Origin of the sequence: Pseudoduganella plicata (genome assembly GCF_004421005.1) — a bacterium.
Classification (GTDB): Bacteria; Pseudomonadota; Gammaproteobacteria; order Burkholderiales; family Burkholderiaceae_D; genus Rugamonas; species Rugamonas plicata.
Genome location: NZ_CP038026.1, coordinates 3,730,741 through 3,753,974, shown reverse-complemented (window position 1 = coordinate 3,753,974; position 23,234 = coordinate 3,730,741). Strand labels below are relative to the sequence as shown.

Genomic DNA, 23,234 nt, shown 5'->3' with positions numbered 1-23,234 from the left:
AGACTGAGGACGACAAACCAGACTGAGGACGACAAAAGTCGACTCTTCTGGTCTCCACACTTTAAGCTCGGTTTTTTGCTAGTGATGTAGAGGTTGCCTGGAGAAGTTCGGACGGCTTGTCGAGAGAACCTGGCTCGACGCGCGATATGTAGAGAAGAACGGAAGTGGTACGACGGATCGATCGGTTCGGGAAGGCCAGTTCACCGAACCGATCGTTGTGCCAAAAATGTCCGTCTTGGGGCAGGGCCCGAATTGAAGGTAAGTGATTATCTTCTTTGGGCTGTTCTAATTGAGAATGGTCTCACAGCTTTTGAATTTGCCTCACTAACTTCTGATTGTCTCATTAACTACTAACTGTTCACCGCTTCCAGCAGATTATGCGCCTGCACATCGGCATGGTACGAGCTGCGCACCATCGCGCCCACGGCGGCGTGGCCAAAGCCCATCTTGTACGCTTCTTCCTCGAACATCTTGAAGACGTCCGGATGCACGTAGCGGCGCACCGGCAGGTGGCTGTTCGACGGGGCCAGGTACTGGCCGATCGTCAGCATGTCGATGTCGTGCTCGCGCATGTCGCGCATGACCTGCAGGATCTCTTCGTCCGTCTCGCCCAGGCCGACCATCAGGCCCGACTTCGTCTTGACGTTCGGGTACATCGCCTTGAAGTCCTTCAGGAGTTTCAGCGAATGCAGGTAGTCGGCGCCGGGGCGCGCTTCCTTGTACAGGCGCGGCACCGTTTCCAGGTTGTGGTTCATCACGTCCGGCAGGCCGTCCGCGAAGATGTTCAGCGCCTTCTCCAGGCGGCCGCGGAAGTCGGGAACCAGCACCTCGATCTGCGTCTTCGGCGACAGCTCTTTCGTCTTGGTGATGCACTCGACGAAGTGGCCGGCGCCGCCGTCACGCAGGTCGTCCCGGTCGACGGAGGTGATGACGACATACGACAGGCGCAGCTTGGCGATCGTGTTGGCGAGGTTCTGCGGCTCGTTCACGTCCAGCGGATCCGGGCGGCCGTGGCCCACGTCGCAGAACGGGCAGCGGCGCGTGCACTTGTCGCCCATGATCATGAACGTGGCCGTGCCCTTGCCGAAGCATTCGCCGATGTTCGGGCACGACGCTTCCTCGCAGACGGTGACGAGCTTATTCTCGCGCAGGATGTCCTTGATTTCGTAGAAGCGGCTCGACGCTGACGCGGCCTTGACGCGGATCCACTCCGGCTTCTTCAGGCGCTCCACCTGCTCGATCGGCACGATCTTGATCGGAATGCGCGAGGTCTTGCTGGCGCCTTTTTGCTTCTCGCTCGGGTTGTAAGCGGGGGCGTTGCTGGAAGTGGTCTCGGTAGTCATGACAGATGCCCTTGCAGGCTTTTCAAGTAAATCGGTTGGAGTCTCAGACAACTGCGGCGACAGCATCGGCGCCCACGTCGAGCAGGGCGGCCAGTTCGTTCGCCAGCGCCAGCTGCACGTCCGCCAGTGGGGCGTTTACGCCCATCGCGCGCATGTCGACGGTTTCCAGGCCGGCATAGCCACAGGGATTAATCCACGTGAACGGCGCCAGGTCCATCGCCACATTGAGCGATACGCCGTGGTAGGTGCAGCCGTTGCCGCGCACTTTCAGGCCCAGCGCGGCGATCTTGGCACCGCGTTTCGGGCCCTCGGCGATATAGATGCCAGGCGCGCCTTCGACCCGTTCGCCCGCCAGATTATACGCCGCCAGCACATTGATGATTGCCTGCTCGATTTTTTGGACGAACTGGCGCGCATACAGCTTGCCGCCCGGTTTGTTGCGGCGCAGGTCCATCAGCAGGTAGATCACCACCTGGCCGGGGCCGTGATACGTGACCTCGCCGCCACGGTCCGTCTGCACGACAGGAATCGACGCCGCGCCGGCCAGCAGGTGGCCGCGGTCCGCGCCCAGGCCCAGCGTGAACACGGGCGGGTGCTCGACGATCCACAGTTCGTCGGGCGTGTCCGCCGTGCGCGCGTCCGTAAAGGCGCGCATCGCGGCGAAGGTCGGTTCGTAGTCGGCTTGACCGAGGTGGCGAATGACCGCCGGTTCGGGTCGGAGTGAAGACATGGGCAGCGTGCGTTGGTCAGAGCCGTGCCATTATACGCGCGGCGCCCCGGCCTTGCTCAAGGAGCAGGCAGTAACGGCGGGTCGCTTACAGGACGATCTTGACCATCGGGTGGCCGGACAGCTCGGAGTACAGCGCGTCCAGCTGTTCGCGGCTGGTGGCGCGCACCGTGACCGTCAGGCCCGTGTAGTTGCCGCCCGACGAAGGCCGTGCCTCCACCTTGCCATGATGGAAAGTAGGGTCGTGCTTGACGATGACGTCGACGATCGTCGCGGTAAAGGCTTCGTGTGTAGGGCCCATCACCTTGATCGGGAAGTCGCTCGGGTATTCGATGAGGGACTCTTTCGGAGGGTTCGCAGCCATGATGGTTCCAATCTTGATGAGCAAATGAGCAAAAGGCGGCTTATCGCCACCCGGTATTGTAGCCAAGATGGGGACGGGACAAAAAAAAGCCAGCCCGAAGGCTGGCTGAAAACTATTCGTGATAACGGAATAGTCGGGACGATGGTACCGTCTCGAGAACCCCTGGGCTGCGGACCGTGCGCCAGTCCTGTCGTACCCGTATTCCCGTACCTTGAACTGTAGGGCGGGTAAGGGCCGGTCGCTACCGCTTTCTGACAGGCTGCGTGAAAGCGGGCACGAGCGGCATATATCGCAGCTTGAATGGGCGGCTCAGCGCTCGCGCACAATGTCCATGCGCGGCTGGCGGGGCACGCGGGGCGCCTGGTTCTGCGGCGGCGCCGCCGGCGGCTGCGCCATGGGCGACGGCGCGGGCGGTGGTGGCGCGATTGGTGGCGGCGCAGGAGGCCTTGGCGCGACGGGCATCGGCGCAGGCGGCGGCGCCGGCGTAAAGACGGGACGCGTCGCGGGCGCCGTCGCGATCGGTGGCGGACGCGGGGTATCCAGTCGCCGATGTTCGAGTGCCTCACGCCGGCGCGACGACTGCTCCTCCAGCAAACGGCGTCGCATCTCGGCCTGTTGCTCCACCGATGCCGCGTGCGGCACGTTCAGCTGGCCCGGCAGGGAAACGCGCGGCGGTGGAGACGGCATGGTCGAACTGACAAACCCCTGGGCGCGATCGTCGATACCGTCGCCATTGCGGTCGGCGCGGCGATCCGGCAGCCCTTGCGCATGGTCCGCAATGCCATCGTGGTTGCGGTCACGCTGCAGCCGGTCGGCGATGCCGTCGCCGTTGCGGTCGCGTTGCAGGCCATCGGCGATGCCGTCGCCATTGCGGTCGCGCTGGACGCGGTCCGGCACGCCATCCAGGTTGCGGTCGCGCGGCTGGCGGTCGACAAACCCGTCGCGGTTACGTTCCGGCAGGCGGTCTGTCGTGATCACGCGGTCCGTGCCGGTGCGCGGACGCGGCTGCATGCCGTCGGCGATGCCGTCGCGGTTGCGGTCCGGCGTTTGCAGACGGTCGGCGATGCCGTCGCGGTTGCGGTCTGGCGTTTGCAGACGATCGGCGATGCCGTCGTGGTTACGGTCGCGCTGCAGCCGGTCGGCGATACCGTCGGCGTTACGGTCGCCCGGGCGCGCGCTGATGCCGGCAGGCGTCACGGGAACGCCTGGCGGCAGCGTGCGGATATTGTTCGGGAAGACGGTGGCGCGGGGCACGTCGTTCAGCGCCACCGTGCGGCGCCCTTCGAAGCGCTCGCGCGGGATGACCGTCAGGCCGTCGCGGCGGCCATCCGGCGTGGGGCGCAATCGCTTGTCGGGACCATAGCGCCAGCCCAGCCGGTGTTCGTGGTCCGGCGAGACGCGGTAGTGCGGCACGAAGCGGTCGCGCGGCGACAGCGGATACCAGCCCATCCCCGGCCCGCGGTGGCGGTTGTTGAAATTGACGGCCCAGCCGGCGCCGCCCACCCAGCCCACCAGTGCCGGCGCCCACACGGGACGTACCGTATGCCGGCCCGGCGCCCAGCACCAGCGCCGGTTGACCAACACCCAGCGGCCATAGTGGCTTGGCGCATAGCCCCAGGGCGCGTTGTCGACCCAGGTCCAGCCCCACGGCGACAGCCACGTCCAGCGGCCATCGCGGTACGGCGCCCAATCGGCCGGCACGCTGCGCGGCGCCCACAGCGGACCATAGTCGTTGCTGACGGTCCAGCTGCCGTGGCGGTCCAGCTCTTCGTAGCCCGTCACGTCGGCCGGGACGTAGCGGCTGGCGACAGCGGCTTCCTCGCGGCGCTCGCGGTTCTGCACCCACGCATCGAAACCGTCGCTCCGGACAACGGACGTGGCGATATCGTCGTCGCGCACCTCGGCGCGCTTGCCGGCGCGCAGCGTCAGCGACGTGCCCGCACCCTCGACCTGGGCCGTGCCCTGAAGCGCCGAGACAAGCGTCGTGTCCGGCGTGCGCTCCGCTTCGACCCTGACAAGGCCCGGCTCCGTCAGCAGCACACGCACCTGCGGCGTATTGAGCTCAAAGCCGCCCAGCATTTCGGCACTACGCAAGCGTATACTGGCCGTGCCGTAATGCAGGCGCAGGCGCATGACGTCGTCGTCCAGCTGTTCGAATTCCAGGTCGCTGTCGCCGTCCAGGCGGATGGCGGCCGAGCCGACGCGCACTTCGGCACGGGCGCCCGCGGCCGTCGTCACGTGGTGGTCGGTACTGACGGGCCAGTTCAGCAGCGAGCCCGATTCGGTACCGTCCGGCGTGCGCACGGTGACACTGCCTTCGGCAACGGCGATGCGTCCGACGCGGGCAGGGGGATCGGCCAGCGCCAGTGACGAAACGGCCACGAGTGCGGCCAGCAGCATGAAATGCAGGATCTTGCGGGGCATGATGTCTCCGGAGCGTTATCTGGTATTAACGTCCAACGCGGCCGGGCGTCTACCGCCGTTACAATTCTTTCAGGCCAGTGTAACGATTACGCGTGGCCGCGCTTGACGAAAAACAGCGCCGTACCGACCGCCATCAGCAGCCCGCCAAACACGCGGTTCTGCGTGCGCATGGCGCGAGCGTCGCGGAAATAGCCCTGCATCGTCGACGCCAGCAGCGCGTAGCCATGCATGACGGTCATGTCGATCGCTACCATCGTTACCGCCAGGATCAGCAGTTGAGGCAGCACGGGCTGGCTTTGCGTAATGAACTGCGGCAGCACGGCGACCATGAAGATGATGCCCTTGGGATTGGTGGCGTTGGTCAGAAAGCCCGTCAGCACGCGGCGGCGTGTGGACGGCAAGACCGCCTGCCGCGTGACGTCCAGCCCGGCATCGTCCTGTACTTTGGCACGCCACTGCGACAGCCCGAGCCAGATCAGGTACAGCGCCCCGACCGTCTTGACGACATTGAACGCCAGTTCCGAAGCCAGCAGCAGCGAACCCACGCCGGCGCCCGCGATAAACAGCACCAGCAGCAGGCCCAGCTGGAGTCCCATCACGGTCGCGCTGGCCTTGCGCACGCCATACGACAAGCCGTGCGACATCGACAATACGGCGCCCGAGCCGGGAGAGACGGCAATAATGATGGCGGAGATGGCAAAACCGAGCCAGGTGGCAAAACTCATGGATAAATCCCGTGCGAAAACAACAGTTGTAGCGAGAACAAGGAGCGACATGCGTGCGGTTCCGGCGCTCCAGGCTGCGCCGGTAAGGTAAGATTCCCGCTTCAACCACTTCCCTAGAGAGAGCCTCAATGGCCGGAACCAGTCTGCTTGCCCTGATCGACGATATTGCCACCATTCTCGACGACGTAGCCGCCATGAGCAAGGTGGCCGCGAAAAAAACCGCCGGCGTGCTGGGGGACGATCTGGCGCTGAATGCCCAGCAGGTCTCCGGCGTCAAGGCGGACCGCGAATTGCCCGTCGTCTGGGCCGTCGCCATCGGCTCCATGAAAAACAAGGCGATCCTTGTTCCCGCCGCACTGGCCATCAGTGCCTTCGCGCCATGGGCCGTGACGCCGCTCTTGATGATCGGTGGCGCTTACCTGTGCTTCGAGGGTTTTGAAAAGCTGGCACACAAATTCCTGCACAGCAAGGAAGAAGACGCGCAGCACCATGCCGAGCTCGTGGCCGCCGTTGCCAATCCGGAAGTCGACCTGTGCGCGCTGGAAAAGGAAAAGATCAAGGGCGCCATCCGCACCGACTTTATCCTGTCCGCCGAAATCATCGTCATCGCGCTGGGCACGGTATCGCAGGCCCCGTTCAGCCAGCAGGTCGCCGTGCTGGTCAGCATCGCCGCCGTGATGACGGTCGGCGTGTACGGCATCGTTGCCGGCATCGTCAAGATGGATGATGCCGGTTTGTATCTGAGCCAGCGCGCCGGCGGCGGCATGGGCCTGGTGCGCGGCTTTGGCCGCTTCCTGCTGGCCGCCGCGCCGCAATTGATGAAACTGCTGTCCGTGCTGGGTACGGTTGCCATGTTCATGGTCGGTGGCGGCATTCTCACGCACGGCATGCCTTTCCTGCACGACGTTATCCACCACGCCGCCGAGTCCGCGCAGACGATGGGCGGCGCCGGCCCCGTGCTGGCATGGCTGACACCGCACGTGGCCGACATCGTCGTGGGTGTGCTGACGGGCGCGGTGGTGCTGGCCGTTGTTGCCGCCGCTGGTAAGTTGTTGCGCAAATTCAAGACCAAGGCTTAACGTTTTGCTATGATGCGGGCGCGGCGGCTTGCCGTGCCCCTTCTGGAGACCCCATGCAAAACGTACAACGTCCTACCGCCGCCTTTGTCGGCGCCGCCTGGCTGGCCATGCTGATCGGCGCCGTTGCCTACCTTGTCGGGCTGTGGAACGCCACCATGCCACTGAACGAAAAAGGCTACTACCTGACCGTGCTGTTGTACGGCCTGTTCGGCGCGATCTCCCTGCAAAAATCCGTGCGCGACCGCATTGAAGGCACGCCGGTCACGTCGATGTACTTCGGACTGTGCTGGATCGCCACGCTGTCCGCCTTGGCCTTGCTGGGCGTGGGGCTGTTCAATGCGACGCTGGCGCTGAGTGAAAAAGGCTTTTATGCCATGTCGTACACGCTGAGCCTGTTCGCTGCCGTCGCCGTCCAGAAGAACGTGCGCGATGTTGCCGCCGCTGGCCGCGACAAATCGACAAGCGTCGCCGAAGCGCTGTAATCGCTCGGGCCGCCGCCTCGCGACGGCCGCAAAATCCCTTCCGACATCGCGGCCATGCAGCGCCGCGATGCTTCTTCCCCGCATCGCCCCCCTCGCTCCCTCCCATCCTTGGAATTTTGATCTAAATCAAGGATTTTGCCTGTTGCCCTCCCTAAACTGGTTTCCGTGGCGCATTGCCACCCAGAAATCATCAGGACAGAGCGCCTTTGAAGGCGCCGCCCAAACAACAGGCTTAGGAGTTAACCGAATGCGCAAGAATCTGCCCGTCACCGACCGGGAGGTGACGCTGGACCCGGACGGGGCGATTGTCTCGAAAACGGACCTGGACGGTAATATCGTGTACGTCAATCCGTACTTCCTTCAGATCAGCGGTTTCACGGAAGAGGAACTGATCGGCGCGCCGCAGAACATCGTGCGCCATCCCGACATGCCGCCGCAGGCGTTTGCCGACCTGTGGCGGTCGATCCGCGCAGGCACCCCGTGGACCGGTCTTGTCAAGAACCGCTGCAAGAATGGCGACCATTACTGGGTCAAGGCCAACGTCACGCCGATCAAGGAAGCCGGCCGCACGGTCGGCTACATGTCGGTGCGCACCCGCGCCGACCGCGACCAGGTCAAAGCCGCCGTCGCCGCCTACCGCGCGCTCGCCGAAGGCCGCAACGACATCGAGATCCGCAACGGCCAGATCATCCGCCGCGGCCTGCCGCATCTGCTGGCGCGCCTGTCGCACGTGTCGCTGGCGATGCGCATCTGGCTTTCTACCAGCATCGTCAATACGCTGCTGCTGGGTGTCTGCATCGCCAGCCTGTTCGCCGAAAGTACCACGGGCGCCGTCCGCTACGGGATCTTCGGCGCCACCTTTATTGGCCTTCTGATCAACGTCTTCCTGTGGTACACGCTGCGGGTCGGCATGCTGCACCCGCTTGCGCGCGCCGTCGATGGCGCCCGCCGCATCGCTGCGGGCGACCTGTCCGGCAGCTTCGCCACCGACAGTACGGACGAAGCAGGCCAGTTGCTGCGCGCACTGGAACAGATGAACAACAACCTGATCGCCACCATCCGCGACGTGCGCCTCAACGTCGAAACGATGGCCGTCGCTACGCGTCAGATCGCCGCCGGCAATGCCGACCTGTCCGGCCGCACGGAAGCGCAGGCGGCCAGCCTGGAAGAGACGGCATCGTCGGTCGACGAGTTCTCGTCCACTGTCAAGGCAAACGCAGACAACTCGCTGCAGGCGAATTCTCTGGCAGTGGCGGCGTCGGACGTGGCGGTGCAGGGGGGCGCCATCGTCTCCGAGGTGATCGCCACGATGATTGAAATCAACAGCTCGTCGAAGCGGATCGTCGACATCATCGGGCTGATCGAAGGCATCGCCTTCCAGACCAACATCCTGGCGCTGAACGCGGCCGTCGAGGCGGCGCGCGCCGGCGAGCAGGGCCGCGGCTTTGCCGTGGTGGCGGGCGAGGTGCGCAACCTGGCACAGCGTTCCTCGGCCGCCGCCAAGGACATCAAGCACCTGATCGACGCGTCGGTGGCGAAAGTGGGCGCCGGCATGGAGCGGGCCCACCGTGCCGGCGCGACGATGGAGCAGGTGGTCACATCGGTCAAGCAGGTGACCAGCATCATGCAGGAGATCTCGATCGCCTCGCGCGAGCAGAGCGTTGGTGTCGACCAAGTCAACAAGGCGATTGCCCACATGGACCAGGTGACGCAGCAGAACGCGGCCCTGGTCGAGGAAGCCGCTGCGGCGGCCGGCAGCCTGGCCGAGGAAGCAAACGGCCTGACGCAGGCGGTCAGCCTGTTCAATTTCGGCAAACACCAACCGCGCGCCGCCGCGCCGGCGCGCCATCTTTCGGCCCGGGATATCAAACGGCTGGCTGCCTGACCAATAATGAAGAGCGATCATGAACGCCCCTGACCACAAATTTTCCCCCGCTGCGGTGCAGTTCGACGCCAACGTCATCGCGAAGCTGACCACGTCCGGCCCGCGCTACACGTCCTATCCGACGGCCGACCGCTTCACGCCGGGCTTCGGCTACGGCAGCTTCCTGGAAGCGCAGGCGGGGCTGAAAATGCGCGGCGGGCGGCGGCCCCTGTCGGCTTACGTGCACGTGCCGTTCTGCGACACCGTCTGCTACTACTGCGCCTGCAACAAGATCGGCACCAGGGATCGCAGCAAGGCCATCACATACCTGGCCTACCTGAAGCAGGAGATCGACATGCAGGGCAAGCTGTTCGCCGGTATCAACCGGCTCGAGCAGCTGCACCTCGGCGGCGGCACGCCCACCTATTTCGGCGACCGCCAGATGGAGGAGCTGATGGCGCACCTGCGCCGCAACTTCGTGTTCGCGCCGGACTCGGAAGGCGAGTATTCCATCGAGATCGATCCGCGCACGGTGGATGCGGCGCGTGTGCGGTCGCTGCGCACGCAGGGCTTCAACCGCCTCAGTCTCGGCGTGCAGGATTTCGATCCCGACGTGCAGAAGGCCGTCAACCGCATCCAGCCGGCCGAGGACACCATCGCCATCATGAACGCAGCCCGTGACGCGGGCTTCCGCTCCATCAGCATCGACCTGATTTACGGCCTGCCGAAACAGACGATGGCGACGGTGGAGCAGACGCTGTCGAAAGTGATCGTCGCCAATCCCGACCGCATCGCGCTGTACAACTACGCGCACATGCCGCACCTGTTCAAGCCGCAGCGGCGCATCCTTGACGCCGACTTGCCGACGCCGGAGGTGAAGCTTGAAATGCTGGCACTGTGCATCAGCCGGCTGACGGCCGCCGGCTACGTCTATATCGGCATGGACCATTTCGCCAAGCCGGAAGACGACCTGGCCGTGGCGCAACGCCAGGGCCGCCTGCACCGCAACTTCCAGGGCTACTCGACGCATGCGGAGATGGACCTGGTGGCCGTCGGTGTTTCGGCCATCAGCGCCGTCAACGCCACCTACAGCCAGAACGAGAAAACGCTGGACGAATACTATGCCCGGCTGGACGAGGGTAAACTGCCCATCGCCCGCGGCTACAAGCTGGATCACGACGACCTCCTGCGCCGCCTCATCATCGGCCGGCTGATGTGCAACTTCGAGCTGTCGGTCAGCTCCATCGAGCAAGGCTGGCCGGTGCGTTTCCGCGACTACTTCCGGGAAGAGCTGGCGCAGCTGGCCGAATTCGTCGACGACGGCCTGCTGACGATGGAAGACGACTGGGTCACCGTCACGGCGAAGGGGCGCCTGACGATCCGCAATATCTGCATGGTATTCGACCGCCACTTGCGCGAGTCGCGCCTGCAGGCGTCGAATCTGTCGCAGCCGCAGCCGCTGCGCTACTCGAAAACCATCTGAGTCCTTGGCGGAAACCCAGGCGTCATGTCCCTCAACCTGCTTCCCGTATTCGCCGTCGGCCTGGCCGGCAGCGTGCATTGCGTCGGCATGTGCGGCGGTATCGTCGGCGCGTTGAGTGGCGTGGCGCAGCGTCGCGTGATCCCGATCGTGCCGGGGAACGCGGGCGCGCTGCCGCTGGCGCCAGCGGGCGAGGCGCTCCTGCGCGTGCTGGCCTATAACGCCGGGCGTATCGGCAGCTACATGGTCGCGGGCGCACTGGCGGCGGGCATGGCCAGCGGTGCCGCCGGCCTTGCCCGCATCGCCCACTGGCAGGGATTGGCCTATCTGCTGGCGAACGTCATGCTGGTCGCGCTGGGACTATATCTGATGGACCTGTGGCGCGGGCTGACGTACGTGGAGGCTGCCGGGAATGTTCTGTGGCGCCGTATCCTGCCGCTGCTGAAATACCTGCTGCCGATGGACACGCTGCCCAAGGCGTTCGCCCTCGGTGGCCTGTGGGGCTGGGTGCCGTGCGGGATGGTCTACAGCGTGCTGCTGACGGCCATGCTGTCCGGGTCCGCCGCCGGTGGCGCCGCCGTCATGCTGGCCTTTGGCGCCGGCACCTTGCCACTGCTGCTGGCTCTGGGACTGGCCGGCGCGCGCCTGCGCGCCGCGCTGCAGCGGCGTGGCGCGCGTACCGCCTGCGGCCTGCTCGTGCTGGCATTCGGCATGCTGGGCATCGCCCGCTATGCCGGCGGCCTGCAGCACGGCTGGCTCGATGCATTATGCGTGGGGATGCCGTGAACGCCGTCCTGCAACCGCTGTCCTGCTACCACTGCGGCTTGCCCGTGCCGGCGGATGCGTCGTGGCACGTGGCGATCGACGGCGTCAAACGCGCCATGTGCTGCCCCGGCTGCGAAGCGGTGGCGCGCACCATCGTCGATATCGGCCAGACCAGCTACTACCGCGAGCGCACCGGCTTTGCCGCCACCGCCGACGCGGCCGATCTGGTGCCGCCGGAACTGCGCCTGTACGACAGCGATCCCCGCTTCACCGTCGATGAGCGCGACGAGGCCGAAGCCGTGCTGCTGGTCGAAGGCATCCGCTGCGCCGCCTGCGTGTGGCTGATCGAACACCGCCTGCTCGGCATTGCCGGCGTCACGGCCGCCGGCATGAACGTCGCCACCGAACGGCTGACAGTACGCTGGACAAGCGACGTCAAACTATCGGACCTGCTGCAGGCGTTGCGTTCCATCGGTTACACCGCCTTCCCGTACGACGCCGCACGCCATACGGAGCAGCTGCGCAAGACCGGCCTCACGCTGGGCCGGCAGCTGTTCGTGGCCGGCCTGTCGATGATGCAGGTGATGATGTACGTCGCGCCGGCGTACCTGGCCGACGACGGCACGCTGGACACGGAGATGGCGGCGCTGATGCGCTGGGCCAGCCTGCTGCTGACGTTGCCGGCCGTCGTCTACTCCGCGCAGCCGTTCTTTGCCGGCGCGCTGGCCAGCCTGCGCGCCCGCGTGCCGGGCATGGACGTGCCGGTCGCGCTGGGCATCGCCGCCGCCTTCCTCGGCAGCGTGGTCGCCACGTGGCGCGGCAGCGGCGACGTGTATTTCGATTCCGTCACGATGTTCATTTTCCTGCTGCTGGCGAGCCGTTATCTTGAATTGCAGGCGCGGCGCAGGGCTGCCGGGGCGCTGGCGCGCATGCAGCATGCGCTGCCCGACTCGGCGAGCCGCCTGAGTGCCTGGCCGGCGCGCGACACTGCTGTCGTGCCGGCCGCCGCATTGGTGGCGGGCGACCATATCGCCGTGCGTGCCGGCGAAGCGTTTGCCGCGGACGGCATCATCGCCGAAGGGCACACGTCCGTCGACCTGGCGCTGCTGACGGGAGAAAGCGCGCCACAGCCGAAGGGTCCGGGCGACAGCGTGCCCGGTGGCGCCGTCAATACCAGCGCCGCCGTCGTGCTGCGCGTGACAAAGCCTGTTGCCGGCAGCACGTTGTCCGGACTATTAAAACTGGTGGAGCGCGCCGGTGCCGCCAAGCCGCGCATCGCGCAGTGGGCCGACCGCGCCGCGTCGCACTTCGTGCTGGCGTTGCTGCTGTTCGCCATCGCGACCTTTGTCGCCTGGTGCTTCATCGATCCCTCGCGCGCATGGCCCGCCGCCATCGCGGTGCTGGTCGTATCGTGCCCGTGCGCGCTGTCGCTGGCGACACCGTCCGCGCTGGCCGCCGCCACGGGCGGCCTGCTGTCCAAAGGCATTCTCGTGGTGCAGCCGCACGTGCTGGAAACGCTGCACCGTGCCACGCACGTCGTCTTCGACAAGACCGGCACGCTCACGGCCGGGAAGCCCGCCGTGCAGTCGGTATCGACGGTAAGTGGCATGGACACCAACATGGCGGCGCAGATTGCCGCCGCGCTGGAAGCAGGCAGCCTGCACCCGCTTGGCCGGGCGATCGCCGCCTATGCCGCGGAGCTGCCGCGCCTCGTCGCCTGGCATGCGGACGATTTACTTGAGCTGCCGGGCCATGGGCTGGAAGGCACGATAGCCGGCCAGCGCTACCGGCTTGGCAACGCTGGCTTTGCCGCAGTGCTGGCGGGTGGGCCACCGCCGGAGAGTTGCCCGACCGACGATGCCACGGCGGTGTGGCTGGCAACGCAGGGTCGCTGGCTGGCGTGCTTCGCCATCGGCGACAGCTTGCGCCCGGACGCGCGACAGACGGTCGAGCACTTCAGGGCGCAAGGCAAGCAGGTGGTGCTGCTCAGTGGCGACCGGCAGGCATTGGCCGATCGTATGGCGCGCCGGCTGGGCATCGACAGCGCGCTGGGCGACTGCCTGCCCGAACACAAGCTGGCGTACGTGCAGCGGTTGCAGGCCGCCGGCGCGGTGGTCGCCATGGTCGGTGACGGCATCAACGATGCGGCGGTACTGAGCGCCGCCGACGTGTCGTTCGCCATGGGCTCCGGTGCCGCGCTGGCACAAGTGCATGCCGACACGGTGCTGCTGCATGGTCAGTTGCGCATGATTGCGACAACGGCCACCACGGCTCGCGCGACGATGCGCGTGATCCGCCAGAACCTGGCGTGGGCCACTGTCTATAACGTCATTGCCATTCCCGCCGCGGCCTTCGGGCTGCTGGGGCCATGGCTGTCCGGCGTCGGCATGGCGGTCAGTTCCGCCGTCGTCGTTGTCAACGCACTGCGCCTGCGCGCGAGGTAAGTCATGGAATCGCTGTATCTTCTGGTCCCCTTGAGCATCGCCCTTGTCTTCGGCGCGCTGTGGGTCTTTTTCAAGGCCTCCGACGACGGCCAGTTCGAGGATCTTGAAGGCCCCGCGCTGCGCATCCTGCACGACGCCGACGCCGACCTAGGCAAAAAGAACCAGCCCTGATGCCGTAAGGCTTTCTGCGGTGCCGGCACCACCTGCCACAACGGATTTTTGGCAGCATTAGTTCGTCCTGGCAATTTTTGATCCACATCAAAGTTTTTGGTAGTCCGCTTGCGTAACCTTGAGGCACATCTAACGACAGTGTTCTCAGGGTCCTCAAATGGCACAACAACTGAACTACAACTACAAGGTCGTGAAGCAGTTCGCGATTGCGACCGTGGTGTGGGGCATCGTCGGCATGCTGGTCGGCGTGATCATCGCCGCGCAGCTAGCGTGGCCCGCACTGAACTTTGACATTCCCTGGCTGACGTATGGCCGCCTGCGCCCGCTGCACACCAATGGCGTCATCTTCGCCTTCGGCATCAGCGGCCTGTTCGCGACGTCGTATTACGTGGTGCAGCGCACCTGCCAGGTGCGCCTGTTTTCGGACAAGCTGGCCGCCTTCACGTTCTGGGGCTGGCAGGCCGTCATCCTCTCGGCCGTCATCACGCTGCCGATGGGCCTTACGCGCGGCAAGGAGTACGCCGAGCTGGAATGGCCGATCACGATCCTCATCGCCATTGTCTGGATCGCCTACGCCATCGTCTTCTTCGGCACGATCGTCAAGCGCAGGGTCAAGCACATCTACGTGGCCAACTGGTTCTTCGGCGGCTACATCCTGGCCGTGACGATCCTGCACGTGGTGAACGGCATGAGCATGCCGGCATCGATGACGAAATCGTATTCGATGTACACCGGCGTGCAGGACGCGATGATCCAGTGGTGGTACGGGCACAACGCGGTAGGCTTCATCCTCACCGCAGGCTACCTGGGCATGGTGTACTACTTCATTCCCAAACAGGCCGAGCGTCCCGTGTATTCGTATCGCCTGTCGATCGTGCACTTCTGGGCGCTGATCTTCACCTACATGTGGGCCGGTCCGCACCATCTGCACTACACGGCACTGCCTGACTGGACGCAGTCGCTGGGCATGGTGTTCTCGCTGATCCTGCTGGCACCGTCGTGGGGCGGCATGATCAACGGGATCATGACCCTGTCGGGCGCATGGCACAAGCTGCGCACGGACCCGATCCTCAAACTGATGATCGTCTCGCTGTCGTTCTACGGCATGGCCACGTTCGAAGGTCCGATGATGTCGATCAAGACCGTCAATTCGCTCTCGCACTACACCGACTGGGGCATCGCCCACGTCCATGGCGGCGCGCTGGGCTGGGTGGGCTTCATCACGATGGGTTCCATCTACTACCTGCTGCCACGCCTGGCCGGCCGCACCAGGATGTACAGCACCGGCCTGATCGACCTGCACTTCTGGGTCGCCACCATCGGCATCGTCCTGTACATCGCCGCCATGTGGATCGCCGGTGTCATGCAGGGCCTGATGTGGCGCGCCGTGAACCCGGACGGCACGCTGACGTACACGTTCGTCGAAAGCGTCAAGGCAACGTATCCGTATTACGTGGTGCGTTTCGTCGGCGGTGCGATGTACCTGACCGGCATGCTGATCATGGGCTACAACACCTTCATGACCCTGCGCGGCCGTGAAACCCCGGTGGCGGCGATCCCGCAACTGAAGGCTGCGTAAGGAGAAATGAGATGAGTTTCTCCCATGAGTGGATCGAGAAGAACCCCTGGCTGCTGATCGCCTTCGTCACCCTGGTCGTGTCGGTGGGCGGCGCGGTGGAAATCGTGCCGCTGTTCTTCCAGAAATCGACGACGGAACCCGTGGCCGGCCTGACGCACTACACGCCGCTGCGCCTGGCGGGCCGCGACATCTACGTGCGCGAAGGCTGCTACGCCTGCCATTCGCAGATGGTGCGCCCGTTCCGCGCCGAGACCGAGCGTTATGGCCACTATTCCGTGGCCGGCGAGTTCGTGTTCGACCGCCCGTTCCAGTGGGGTTCCAAGCGCACGGGTCCCGATCTGGCGCGCGTGGGTGGCCGCTACAGCGACGAATGGCACCGCACGCACCTGCGGAACCCGCGTGATGTTGTGCCGGAATCGAACATGCCGGGCTACCCATGGCTGGCGAAGACGAAGCTGGACGCGCCGGGCATCGTGCCCAGGCTGCGCGCCCTGCAGCGCCTTGGTGACGGCTACACGGAGGCAGAGATCGCGGCGGCCCCCGCCGAGCTGGCGGACAAGACGGAAGAAGACGCCCTGATCGCCTACCTGCAAGGTCTGGGCACGCTGATCAAGTCGAGGAACTGACATGGTAATCGAACAGATTTTCGACAGCGCCAGCAGCGTCATGACGGTGGTTTCGTTCATCACGTTTGCCGGTATCTGGGCCTGGGCCTGGTCCAGGCGCAAGCAGGCCGACTTCGCACAAGCCGCGCAACTGCCGTTCGCGGACGAGGAGAAACAAGATGTCTGACTTCACCAACAACTTCTGGAACCTGTACATCGTCGTGCTGACAACGCTGGGCGTGCTCGGTTGCGCCGTGCTGCTGTATTCGCAGTCGAAATACAAGGTCGCCAGGCACAATGGCCCCGTGGGCACCACGGGTCACGTATGGGACGAGGACCTGACGGAACTGAACACGCCGATGCCGCGCTGGTGGATGTGGATGTTCTACCTGACGATCGTGTTCGGCATCGCCTACCTGTTCCTGTATCCGGGCCTGGGCTCCTACGCCGGCAAGCTTGGCTGGAATTCAGCCAAGGAATACAAGGCCGAACTGGCCAGGGCCGAGAGCGAATATGGTCCCCTGTTCGAAAAATACCGCCGGCAGGACCTGAAAGCCGTGGCGGCCGATGCGCAGGCGCACGCCATCGGCGAGCGCCTGTTCCTGACCTATTGCGCACAGTGCCATGGCTCCGATGCGCGCGGCAACAAGGGCTTCCCGAACCTGACGGACAAGGACTGGCTGCACGGCGGCGCGCCCGAGACGATCAAGCAGACGATCATGAACGGCCGCCACGGCGTGATGCCGCCGATGGGCGCGGCACTGGGTTCGGACAAGGACATCGAGAACGTCGCGCACTATGTCCTCAGCCTGTCGGGCAGCGCGGCGTCGGATCCGATCAAGAGCGTGTTCGGCAAGTCGAAGTTCGGCGCCTGCATGGCCTGCCACGGCGCCGGCGGCATCGGCAACCAGGCGCTGGGCGCGCCGAATCTGTCGGACAAGACCTGGCTGTACGGCGGCAGCGCCGAGACGATCATGGAAACGATCCGCAAGGGCCGCGACAATACCATGCCCGCATTTGGCGACTTTCTCGGCGAATCGAAGGTTCACGTGCTGTCCGCCTACGTGTGGAGCCTGTCGAACGAATCCAGGTAGAAGCCGAAGCCGTGTCATGAATTCGCCAGAACCCCAAGTCATCCGGATGTACGAAGCGCGGCAGGAGATCTATCCGCGCGAAGCCAGGGGACGCTACGCCAGCCTGCGCTGGCTGTGCGTCTGGCTCACACAGCTGACCTTCTATGGCCTGCCATGGCTGACCTGGAACGGTCGCCAGGCCGTGCTGTTCGATCTCGTCACCCGCAAGTTCTATCTGTTCGGCCTGGTGCTCTGGCCACAGGATTTCATCTACCTCGCCGCGCTGCTGATCGTCTGCGCGTGGCTGCTGTTCCTCGTCACGGCAATCGCCGGGCGCGTCTGGTGCGGCTTCTCCTGCCCCCAGACGGTCTACACGGAGATATTCCTGTGGATCGAGCGGAAGATCGAAGGGCCACGCAGCGCCCGCATGGCGATGGCGAAGCAGGGGCCGTCGCTGAAGAAATATTCGAAAAAGACGGCGAAGCACCTGGCGTGGGGCGTGGTCGCCCTGTGGACGGGCTTCACGTTTGTCGGCTACTTCACGCCAATCAAGTTGCTGGGCGCCGCCACGTTCACGCTGGCGTTCGGGCCGTGGGAATGGTTCTGGGTGCTGTTCTATGCGCTGGCGACCTACGGCAACGCCGGCTGGCTGCGCGAGCAAGTGTGCAAGTACATGTGTCCCTATGCCCGTTTCCAGAGTTCGATGTTCGACCGCGATACCCTGATCGTGACGTATGACGGCAAGCGCGGCGAGCCGCGCGGCAAGGTGGCGAAGAACACGGGCAAGAGCATCAACGGCGGCTCCTGCATCGACTGCACGATGTGCGTGCAGGTGTGCCCGACCGGCATCGACATCCGCAACGGCCTGCAGTACGAATGCATCGGCTGCGCTGCCTGCGTGGACGCCTGCGACAGCGTCATGGACAAGGTGAACCAGCCGCGTGGCCTGATCCGCTACAGCACCGACCGGGCCGTGGTCGACGGGATGACGGTGCACGACATCCGGCGCCACGCCATGCGTCCGCGCGTGCTGATCTACTGCGCCGGGCTGCTGCTCGTCGTCCTCGCGGTGGCAAGCTCGCTGGCGCTGCGCACGCCACTGAAGATGGACGTCATCCGCGACCGCGGCTCGATGGGGCGCGAGGTGGACGGTGGCGCGATCGAGAACGTCTACCGGCTGCAGATCATGAACACCTCCGAACGGGGTCACCGTTACCGCATCGCCGCGCGGGGCCTGCCCGGCCTGGCGTTGGCGACGGCCGATGAAGTGACGCTGGAGGGTACGGAAACGCGCGCGGTGCCGATCCGCCTGCGTGCGCCGCACGGTGCCGGGCAGACCGGTTCGAACAAGATCACGGTACAACTGACCGCTCTGGACGATCCGGCGCTGACGGTCAGCGAAACGGCCGTCTTCATCGTGCCGCGCTAGGAGAACGATATGGAACACGCATTGACACTGACGAAGCCCTGGTACACGCAACGCTGGCCATGGCTGCTGATGGCCGGCCCCGCCATTGTGCTTGCCGCCTGCGGCTATACGGGCTGGATCGCCTTCTCGCAGCAGGACGCGCTGGTCGTCGGCGATTATTACAGGAAGGGCAAGGCGATCAATCAGGACCTGCGGCGCGACCGCGCGGCAGCGTTGCTGGGCGTATCCGCGACCGTGCGCTACGACGCCGCCGACGGCAAGCTGGCAGGCCGCGTCGCCGGCCGCGATGCCGGCGCCCTCAGCGGTCCCGTGCTGCTGCACCTGGCGCATGCAACGCAGCCGGACAAGGACATCCGCCTGCTGCTGCACCCCGCCGCCGATGGCACGTTCAGTATCGGCCTGCCGATGCTGGAACGCACCCGGTGGGTGGTGCTGGTAGAGGACGAGAAGAAGTCATGGCGCCTGGAAGGGCAGTGGTTGTGGCCCACCGAACCCGAGATCGTGTTGCGGGCGGCGGAGTAAAAAAAACCGGTGACAGGCTCCATTTTCCAAAAATAGGAGCCTGTCACCGGTTTTTTATGCGCAGGTTTCCGTGCCGGCCGTGATGGCCTTCAGCCGCGGCAGGTCCAGCACGCGCACTTCGCGGTTGCTGACGGCCAGCAGCCCGAGTTTTTTAAATTTGTTGAGCAGGCGGCTGATGCTTTCGATCGTCAGCCCCAGGTAATTGCCGATGTCCTCGCGCGACATGCGCAGCTGGAACGCCGTGGCCGAGTAGCCGCGCGCCTCGTAGCGCGAGGCGAGATTGACGAGAAAGGCGGCAAAGCGCTGCGAGGCCTGCATATTGCCGAGCAAAAGCATGACGCTTTGCTCGCGCGTGATTTCCTGGCTCATCATGCGGTGGAAGTGGCGCAGCAAGGTCGGCATGTCGACCAGCAGCTGTTCCAGGCTGGCAAACGGAATTTCGCACACTTCGCTGTCCTCCAGCGCCATCGCGCTGCAATAGTGCTTGTCGGTGCTGATCGCGTCCATGCCCAGCAGTTCTCCGCCCATCTGGAACCCCGTGACCTGCTCTTCGCCGCCGGTGTTGATCTGGTAGGTCTTGAAATGGCCTAGCCGGATGGCGTACAGGCTGGTGAACGGGTCGCCGATGCGGAACAGGACATTGCCCTTGGCAACCTTGCGGCGCCGGCCGATAATCTGGTCCAGCTTGTCCATATCGCCCATGTCAAGCCCCATCGGCAGGCAAAGCTGGTGCATGCTGCAGGTGGCACAGCGCGCCTTGAGCACGTCGATCGTCGTACCGGGCAGGGTGATGGCGGGAAGCTGGTGCATGCGTGGGGAGTCTTCGTTCGGATGGCCCACAGTGTACTGTAACCGGAAGGCGCTCGGCCGTTCCTTCACGGTTGCTATGGCATTCGGTATCGATTGCGCGACAGTAATATCAACCTGTCGAGAAGGCGCGGCACGATAGCGCCACGCGGGTAGCCAGCCGAACAATAGCGCGATTATGATACATGCATGGTGCTACCGCCATTCCGGCTCGACGAGGGGCAATGAAACCGCTGGGTATCAAGGCAAAAGTCGCATTGGCGACGACGCTGACGTCGATCGTCATGATCGCGCTCGTGACTGCGCTGCAGGCGCAGCGCATGCGCGACGACTTTACGCGCGTACTGTTCGCCCAGCAGGACGCGCTGGTGCGGCGCACGGCCCAGGAGCTGGACGACAAGCTGGTCATGCTGCGCGAGATCGTGGCGCAATCGGTACGCTACCAGCCGCGCGATCTGTGCACCAACCCGGCCGGCCTGCGCGGCTTCTACGAAAACCGCGCCGTCCTGACGCTGTTCGACGACGTGCTGGTCGCCAGTCCCCAAGGCATCGTCATCGCCGACATCCCCGCGCTGCCGGGGCGGCCCGGCGTCAACGTGGCCGACCGCGCCTATTTCCAGCGCGTGCTGGCCGATCGGATGCCGCTGATCGCCGAGCCGGTCATCGGCCGCGCCGGCAAGCGCCCCGTCGTGCAGATGGTCGCACCCGTGCTGGGCGAGGAAGGCGACGTGCGTTGCGTCGTCATCGGCGTGCTGCGCCTGTACAAGGACAATCTGCTCGGGCACCTGCGCACCGCGAAAGTGGGCCGGACAGGGTTCTTCTATGCCGTTACCCAAGGCGGGAACCCGGTCTACGTATTGCATCCCCAGGTCGACCGCCTGATGCAGCCGCGCCAATCCGGCGGCTCGACCGCCATGACGCGCGCGCTGGACGGCGGCTTCGAGGGAACGATGCTCGGCACCAACGTGGACGGCATCCGCATGCTGACCAGCGTGACCCACCTCAAATCGGTGCCGTGGGTCCTGGCGGCCGCGTTGCCGGAGGAAGAGGCGTTCGCGCCGTTCGAAGGCATGCTGCTTCGCCTGGCCCTGTGGGCGACGCTGGCGTCGCTGGTCGCGGCCGCGATCATTGCGCTGGTGACGTCGCGGCTCATGTCCCCGCTGGTGCGCCTGCGCAATGCCATCCGCGCGCTGCGCACCGCGCCGCACGGCTACGCGCCGCTGCCGGTCAAGGCGCGCGACGAAACGGGCGAACTGACCGCCGCGTTCAACGACCTGATGGCCGAACGGCAGGCCGCCGATGCGCGCGCCCACGCACTGATGGTGGAGCTGGAAGCGCGTGCCGACGAGCTGGAACGGGAGCGCGACCGTGCCGAAGGAGCGAACCGCGCCAAGAGCGATTTCGTCGCCAACATGAGCCACGAGATCCGCACGCCGATGAACGCGGTGCTGGGCATGGCCTACCTGCTGCAGAACACGGCGCTGACGGCGCAGCAGCGCAAATACCTGAACATGATCCGCACGGCCGGCGATTCGCTGATGGGCATCCTCAACGACGTACTGGATTTCTCCAAGATCGAAGCGCAGCGCATGGAACTCTCCCCAATCGAATTCGACCTGGACGAATCGATGAGTACCCTGGCGACGACGATGACGATGAACGCGGGCGATAAGGAGCTGGAACTGGCCATCGTCGTGGCGCCGGCCGTACCACGGCTGTTGTGGGGCGACGCGCTGCGGCTGCAGCAAATTCTCGTCAACCTGGCCGGCAATGCGATCAAGTTCACCCAGCAGGGAGAAGTGGTCGTGCAGGTCGACATGGTGCGCCAGGAAGCCACCAGCGCCGTGCTGCGCTTCGAAGTGCGCGACACGGGCATGGGCATGAGTCCCGAACAGTTGAGCCACCTGTTCCAGGCCTTTACGCAGGCCGACGAAAGCATCACGCGCCGCTTCGGCGGTACCGGCCTGGGTCTGACGATCACGCGCCGCCTGATCGAACTGATGGGCGGCGAGATCCAGGTGCGCAGCGCGCCGGGCGAGGGCAGCTGCTTCTGGTTCGAGCTGCCGTTCGATCTGGTGCTGCACCGCGAAGTGCAGCGCCAGCCGTCCATCGGCCCGCTTTCCGTGCTGGTCGCGGAGGACAACCGTACCAGCCGCGAGATGATCGGGCAATTGATCCACGCGTGGGGGTGGCATGCCGATCTGGCCGAGTCCGGCCCGCTGGCGCTGGACCTGTTCCAGCAGAATGCACGCGGCCCGCATCCGTACGACATCGTTCTCGCCGACTGGCACATGACGGGACGCGACGGCTTCGCCGCGGCCCATGCGATCCGCCTGGCGGCCGACGGACGGCGCCAGCCGATTGTCGCGATGGTCAATGCCTTCGCGCGCGAGCGGCTGGAGGAAATTTCCAACACGCCGGAAGCGGATGTGGTGCTGGTCAAACCCATCACCAGTTCCAGCCTGTTCGAGGCGCTGCATCAGGCACTGGTGGCAAAAGGCGGCGAGGAAGGGGCGTTGCCGGACGACGGCCGGGGCACACGGCTGGCCGGGTGCCACTTCCTGCTGGTGGAAGACAATCTGTTGAACCAGGCGGTGGCCAGGGGCCTGCTGGAGGGCGCTGGCGCGACGCTCGACGTGGTGGGCGATGGCCAGCAGGCGGTGGACGTGCTGCGCGTGGAGGCACAGCGCTACGACATCGTGCTGATGGATATGCAGATGCCGGTCATGGACGGCTTCACGGCCACCGCCATCGTGCGCAAGGAGCTGAACCTGCCGCTGCCCGTGATCGCGATGACGGCCGGCGTGCTGGCCTCCGAACGGGACCGCTGCGTGGAAGCCGGCATCACCGATTTCATCGCGAAGCCGATCGTGGTCGAAGAAATGATGGCAGTGATCGAGCGCCATTTGCCTGCCACGCGACGGACACCGGCTGCCGAACCGCGCGAGCCCGCGCCGGCGACGCCGCCCGACCCCGCCGAGCCCGTGTTCAATATGGACAGCCTGATGCGCGTGATGGGACGCGACCCGAAAGGGCGGGCGCTGATGTGCCGGATGGTGCGCGGCGCGCTTGAGGAAGGCATGCAGCCGGCCGACACGGCAGACCGCGCGCTCGCGGAGGGCCGGCCGGCCGATGCGGCCCGCATCTTTCACTCGTTGCGCGGCGCCATCGGGGTGCTGGGTGCAAAACGGCTGATCCACGCCACCACGGAAGCGGAAAAGGCCATCGCCGACCTGCCGGCCGACGAACTGGCGCCCTATTTCGCCGCCGTGCGGCGCGAACTGGTCCTGGTGCTGGAGGCCGGACGCGAATGGCTGGAGCAGTTCGAGCCCTGCGCCTGACCCCCTCGCG

At 65.2% G+C, this 23,234-nt stretch carries 20 protein-coding genes; 14 read left to right on the top strand and 6 right to left on the bottom strand.

Going from position 1 to position 23,234, the window contains the following annotated elements; genetic code table 11:
* Positions 1-350: 350 nt before the first annotated feature.
* The 5 genes from lipA to E1742_RS16415 all read right to left on the bottom strand — a co-directional run bounded on the left by lipA (position 351) and on the right by E1742_RS16415 (position 5,583).
* Positions 351-1,343, bottom strand: a complete 993-nt coding sequence (gene lipA / locus E1742_RS16435) for a lipoyl synthase (RefSeq protein ID WP_134386060.1) — start codon at positions 1,341-1,343, stop codon at positions 351-353.
* Between the two features lie 43 nt (positions 1,344-1,386).
* Positions 1,387-2,073, bottom strand: coding sequence for a lipoyl(octanoyl) transferase LipB (gene lipB / locus E1742_RS16430; RefSeq protein WP_134386059.1), 687 nt, complete (start codon positions 2,071-2,073; stop codon positions 1,387-1,389).
* 85 nt (positions 2,074-2,158) lie between these two features.
* Positions 2,159-2,434 (bottom strand): DUF493 family protein, encoded by a 276-nt coding sequence (locus tag E1742_RS16425; RefSeq protein WP_134386058.1) that lies wholly within the window; start codon positions 2,432-2,434, stop codon positions 2,159-2,161.
* A gap of 309 nt (positions 2,435-2,743) precedes the next feature.
* Positions 2,744-4,858 (bottom strand): DUF6600 domain-containing protein, encoded by a 2,115-nt coding sequence (locus tag E1742_RS16420; protein WP_134386057.1) that lies wholly within the window; start codon positions 4,856-4,858, stop codon positions 2,744-2,746.
* An 86-nt stretch (positions 4,859-4,944) separates the two neighbouring features.
* A complete protein-coding gene (locus tag E1742_RS16415; RefSeq protein ID WP_134386056.1) occupies positions 4,945-5,583 on the bottom strand; it encodes a LysE family transporter in 639 nt (212 codons plus the stop codon).
* A 128-nt stretch (positions 5,584-5,711) separates the two neighbouring features.
* Here E1742_RS16415 and E1742_RS16410 point away from each other — a divergent pair, with 128 nt between their 5' ends.
* The 13 genes from E1742_RS16410 (at position 5,712) to E1742_RS16350 (ending at position 19,076) form a co-directional block, all read left to right on the top strand.
* Positions 5,712-6,662 (top strand): DUF808 domain-containing protein, encoded by a 951-nt coding sequence (locus E1742_RS16410; RefSeq protein WP_134386055.1) that lies wholly within the window; start codon positions 5,712-5,714, stop codon positions 6,660-6,662.
* A 53-nt stretch (positions 6,663-6,715) separates the two neighbouring features.
* Complete coding sequence (gene yiaA / locus E1742_RS16405) at positions 6,716-7,144, top strand: inner membrane protein YiaA (RefSeq protein ID WP_134386054.1); 429 nt, start codon at positions 6,716-6,718, stop codon at positions 7,142-7,144.
* A 247-nt stretch (positions 7,145-7,391) separates the two neighbouring features.
* A complete protein-coding gene (locus tag E1742_RS16400) occupies positions 7,392-9,029 on the top strand; it encodes a methyl-accepting chemotaxis protein (RefSeq protein WP_134386053.1) in 1,638 nt (545 codons plus the stop codon).
* Positions 9,030-9,048: 19 nt separating this feature from the next.
* Positions 9,049-10,491: an oxygen-independent coproporphyrinogen III oxidase gene (gene hemN / locus E1742_RS16395; RefSeq protein ID WP_134386052.1), complete on the top strand. Its 1,443-nt coding sequence runs from the start codon at positions 9,049-9,051 to the stop codon at positions 10,489-10,491.
* 24 nt (positions 10,492-10,515) lie between these two features.
* Positions 10,516-11,274 (top strand): sulfite exporter TauE/SafE family protein, encoded by a 759-nt coding sequence (locus E1742_RS16390; RefSeq protein WP_134386051.1) that lies wholly within the window; start codon positions 10,516-10,518, stop codon positions 11,272-11,274.
* Entirely contained in the window at positions 11,271-13,697 is a 2,427-nt protein-coding gene (locus E1742_RS16385; RefSeq protein WP_371860163.1) for a heavy metal translocating P-type ATPase, read from the top strand. Before E1742_RS16390 ends, E1742_RS16385 begins: the two co-directional genes overlap by 4 nt.
* Positions 13,698-13,700: 3 nt before the next feature.
* A complete protein-coding gene (gene ccoS, locus E1742_RS16380; RefSeq protein WP_134386049.1) occupies positions 13,701-13,868 on the top strand; it encodes a cbb3-type cytochrome oxidase assembly protein CcoS in 168 nt (55 codons plus the stop codon).
* Positions 13,869-14,025: 157 nt separating this feature from the next.
* Positions 14,026-15,447, top strand: a complete 1,422-nt coding sequence (gene ccoN, locus E1742_RS16375; RefSeq protein WP_134386048.1) for a cytochrome-c oxidase, cbb3-type subunit I — start codon at positions 14,026-14,028, stop codon at positions 15,445-15,447.
* Positions 15,448-15,458: 11 nt separating this feature from the next.
* Positions 15,459-16,073, top strand: a complete 615-nt coding sequence (gene ccoO / locus E1742_RS16370; protein WP_134386047.1) for a cytochrome-c oxidase, cbb3-type subunit II — start codon at positions 15,459-15,461, stop codon at positions 16,071-16,073.
* 1 nt (position 16,074) lies between these two features.
* Positions 16,075-16,239, top strand: a complete 165-nt coding sequence (locus tag E1742_RS16365) for a cbb3-type cytochrome oxidase subunit 3 (protein WP_134386046.1) — start codon at positions 16,075-16,077, stop codon at positions 16,237-16,239.
* Positions 16,232-17,146 carry a cytochrome-c oxidase, cbb3-type subunit III gene (gene ccoP, locus E1742_RS16360; protein ID WP_134386045.1) on the top strand — a complete coding sequence of 305 codons (915 nt, stop codon included), beginning with the start codon at positions 16,232-16,234 and terminating at the stop codon, positions 17,144-17,146. The genes E1742_RS16365 and ccoP overlap by 8 nt, the downstream gene beginning before the upstream one ends.
* 16 nt (positions 17,147-17,162) lie before the next feature.
* Entirely contained in the window at positions 17,163-18,554 is a 1,392-nt protein-coding gene (gene ccoG, locus E1742_RS16355) for a cytochrome c oxidase accessory protein CcoG (protein WP_134386044.1), read from the top strand.
* 9 nt (positions 18,555-18,563) lie between these two features.
* Positions 18,564-19,076 (top strand): FixH family protein, encoded by a 513-nt coding sequence (locus E1742_RS16350; RefSeq protein WP_134386043.1) that lies wholly within the window; start codon positions 18,564-18,566, stop codon positions 19,074-19,076.
* Positions 19,077-19,130: 54 nt separating this feature from the next.
* Here the strand turns inward: E1742_RS16350 and fnr are convergent, their stop codons facing one another.
* On the bottom strand, positions 19,131-19,886 hold the full coding sequence (gene fnr, locus E1742_RS16345) for a fumarate/nitrate reduction transcriptional regulator Fnr (protein ID WP_134386042.1): 756 nt from the start codon (positions 19,884-19,886) through the stop codon (positions 19,131-19,133).
* 221 nt (positions 19,887-20,107) lie between these two features.
* Between fnr and E1742_RS16340 the strand changes: the two genes are divergently transcribed.
* Positions 20,108-23,224, top strand: coding sequence for a HAMP domain-containing sensor histidine kinase (locus E1742_RS16340; RefSeq protein WP_134386041.1), 3,117 nt, complete (start codon positions 20,108-20,110; stop codon positions 23,222-23,224).
* Positions 23,225-23,234 lie beyond the last annotated feature (10 nt).

Coding starts and splice junctions, on each gene's coding strand:
- lipA (WP_134386060.1), bottom strand. CDS start 1,343: ATGACTACCGAGACCACTTCCAGCAACGCCCCCGCTTACAACCCGAGC.
- lipB (WP_134386059.1), bottom strand. CDS start 2,073: ATGTCTTCACTCCGACCCGAACCGGCGGTCATTCGCCACCTCGGTCAA.
- E1742_RS16425 (WP_134386058.1), bottom strand. CDS start 2,434: ATGGCTGCGAACCCTCCGAAAGAGTCCCTCATCGAATACCCGAGCGAC.
- E1742_RS16420 (WP_134386057.1), bottom strand. CDS start 4,858: ATGCCCCGCAAGATCCTGCATTTCATGCTGCTGGCCGCACTCGTGGCC.
- E1742_RS16415 (WP_134386056.1), bottom strand. CDS start 5,583: ATGAGTTTTGCCACCTGGCTCGGTTTTGCCATCTCCGCCATCATTATT.
- E1742_RS16410 (WP_134386055.1), top strand. CDS start 5,712: ATGGCCGGAACCAGTCTGCTTGCCCTGATCGACGATATTGCCACCATT.
- yiaA (WP_134386054.1), top strand. CDS start 6,716: ATGCAAAACGTACAACGTCCTACCGCCGCCTTTGTCGGCGCCGCCTGG.
- E1742_RS16400 (WP_134386053.1), top strand. CDS start 7,392: ATGCGCAAGAATCTGCCCGTCACCGACCGGGAGGTGACGCTGGACCCG.
- hemN (WP_134386052.1), top strand. CDS start 9,049: ATGAACGCCCCTGACCACAAATTTTCCCCCGCTGCGGTGCAGTTCGAC.
- E1742_RS16390 (WP_134386051.1), top strand. CDS start 10,516: ATGTCCCTCAACCTGCTTCCCGTATTCGCCGTCGGCCTGGCCGGCAGC.
- ccoS (WP_134386049.1), top strand. CDS start 13,701: ATGGAATCGCTGTATCTTCTGGTCCCCTTGAGCATCGCCCTTGTCTTC.
- ccoN (WP_134386048.1), top strand. CDS start 14,026: ATGGCACAACAACTGAACTACAACTACAAGGTCGTGAAGCAGTTCGCG.
- ccoO (WP_134386047.1), top strand. CDS start 15,459: ATGAGTTTCTCCCATGAGTGGATCGAGAAGAACCCCTGGCTGCTGATC.
- E1742_RS16365 (WP_134386046.1), top strand. CDS start 16,075: ATGGTAATCGAACAGATTTTCGACAGCGCCAGCAGCGTCATGACGGTG.
- ccoP (WP_134386045.1), top strand. CDS start 16,232: ATGTCTGACTTCACCAACAACTTCTGGAACCTGTACATCGTCGTGCTG.
- ccoG (WP_134386044.1), top strand. CDS start 17,163: ATGAATTCGCCAGAACCCCAAGTCATCCGGATGTACGAAGCGCGGCAG.
- E1742_RS16350 (WP_134386043.1), top strand. CDS start 18,564: ATGGAACACGCATTGACACTGACGAAGCCCTGGTACACGCAACGCTGG.
- fnr (WP_134386042.1), bottom strand. CDS start 19,886: ATGCACCAGCTTCCCGCCATCACCCTGCCCGGTACGACGATCGACGTG.
- E1742_RS16340 (WP_134386041.1), top strand. CDS start 20,108: ATGAAACCGCTGGGTATCAAGGCAAAAGTCGCATTGGCGACGACGCTG.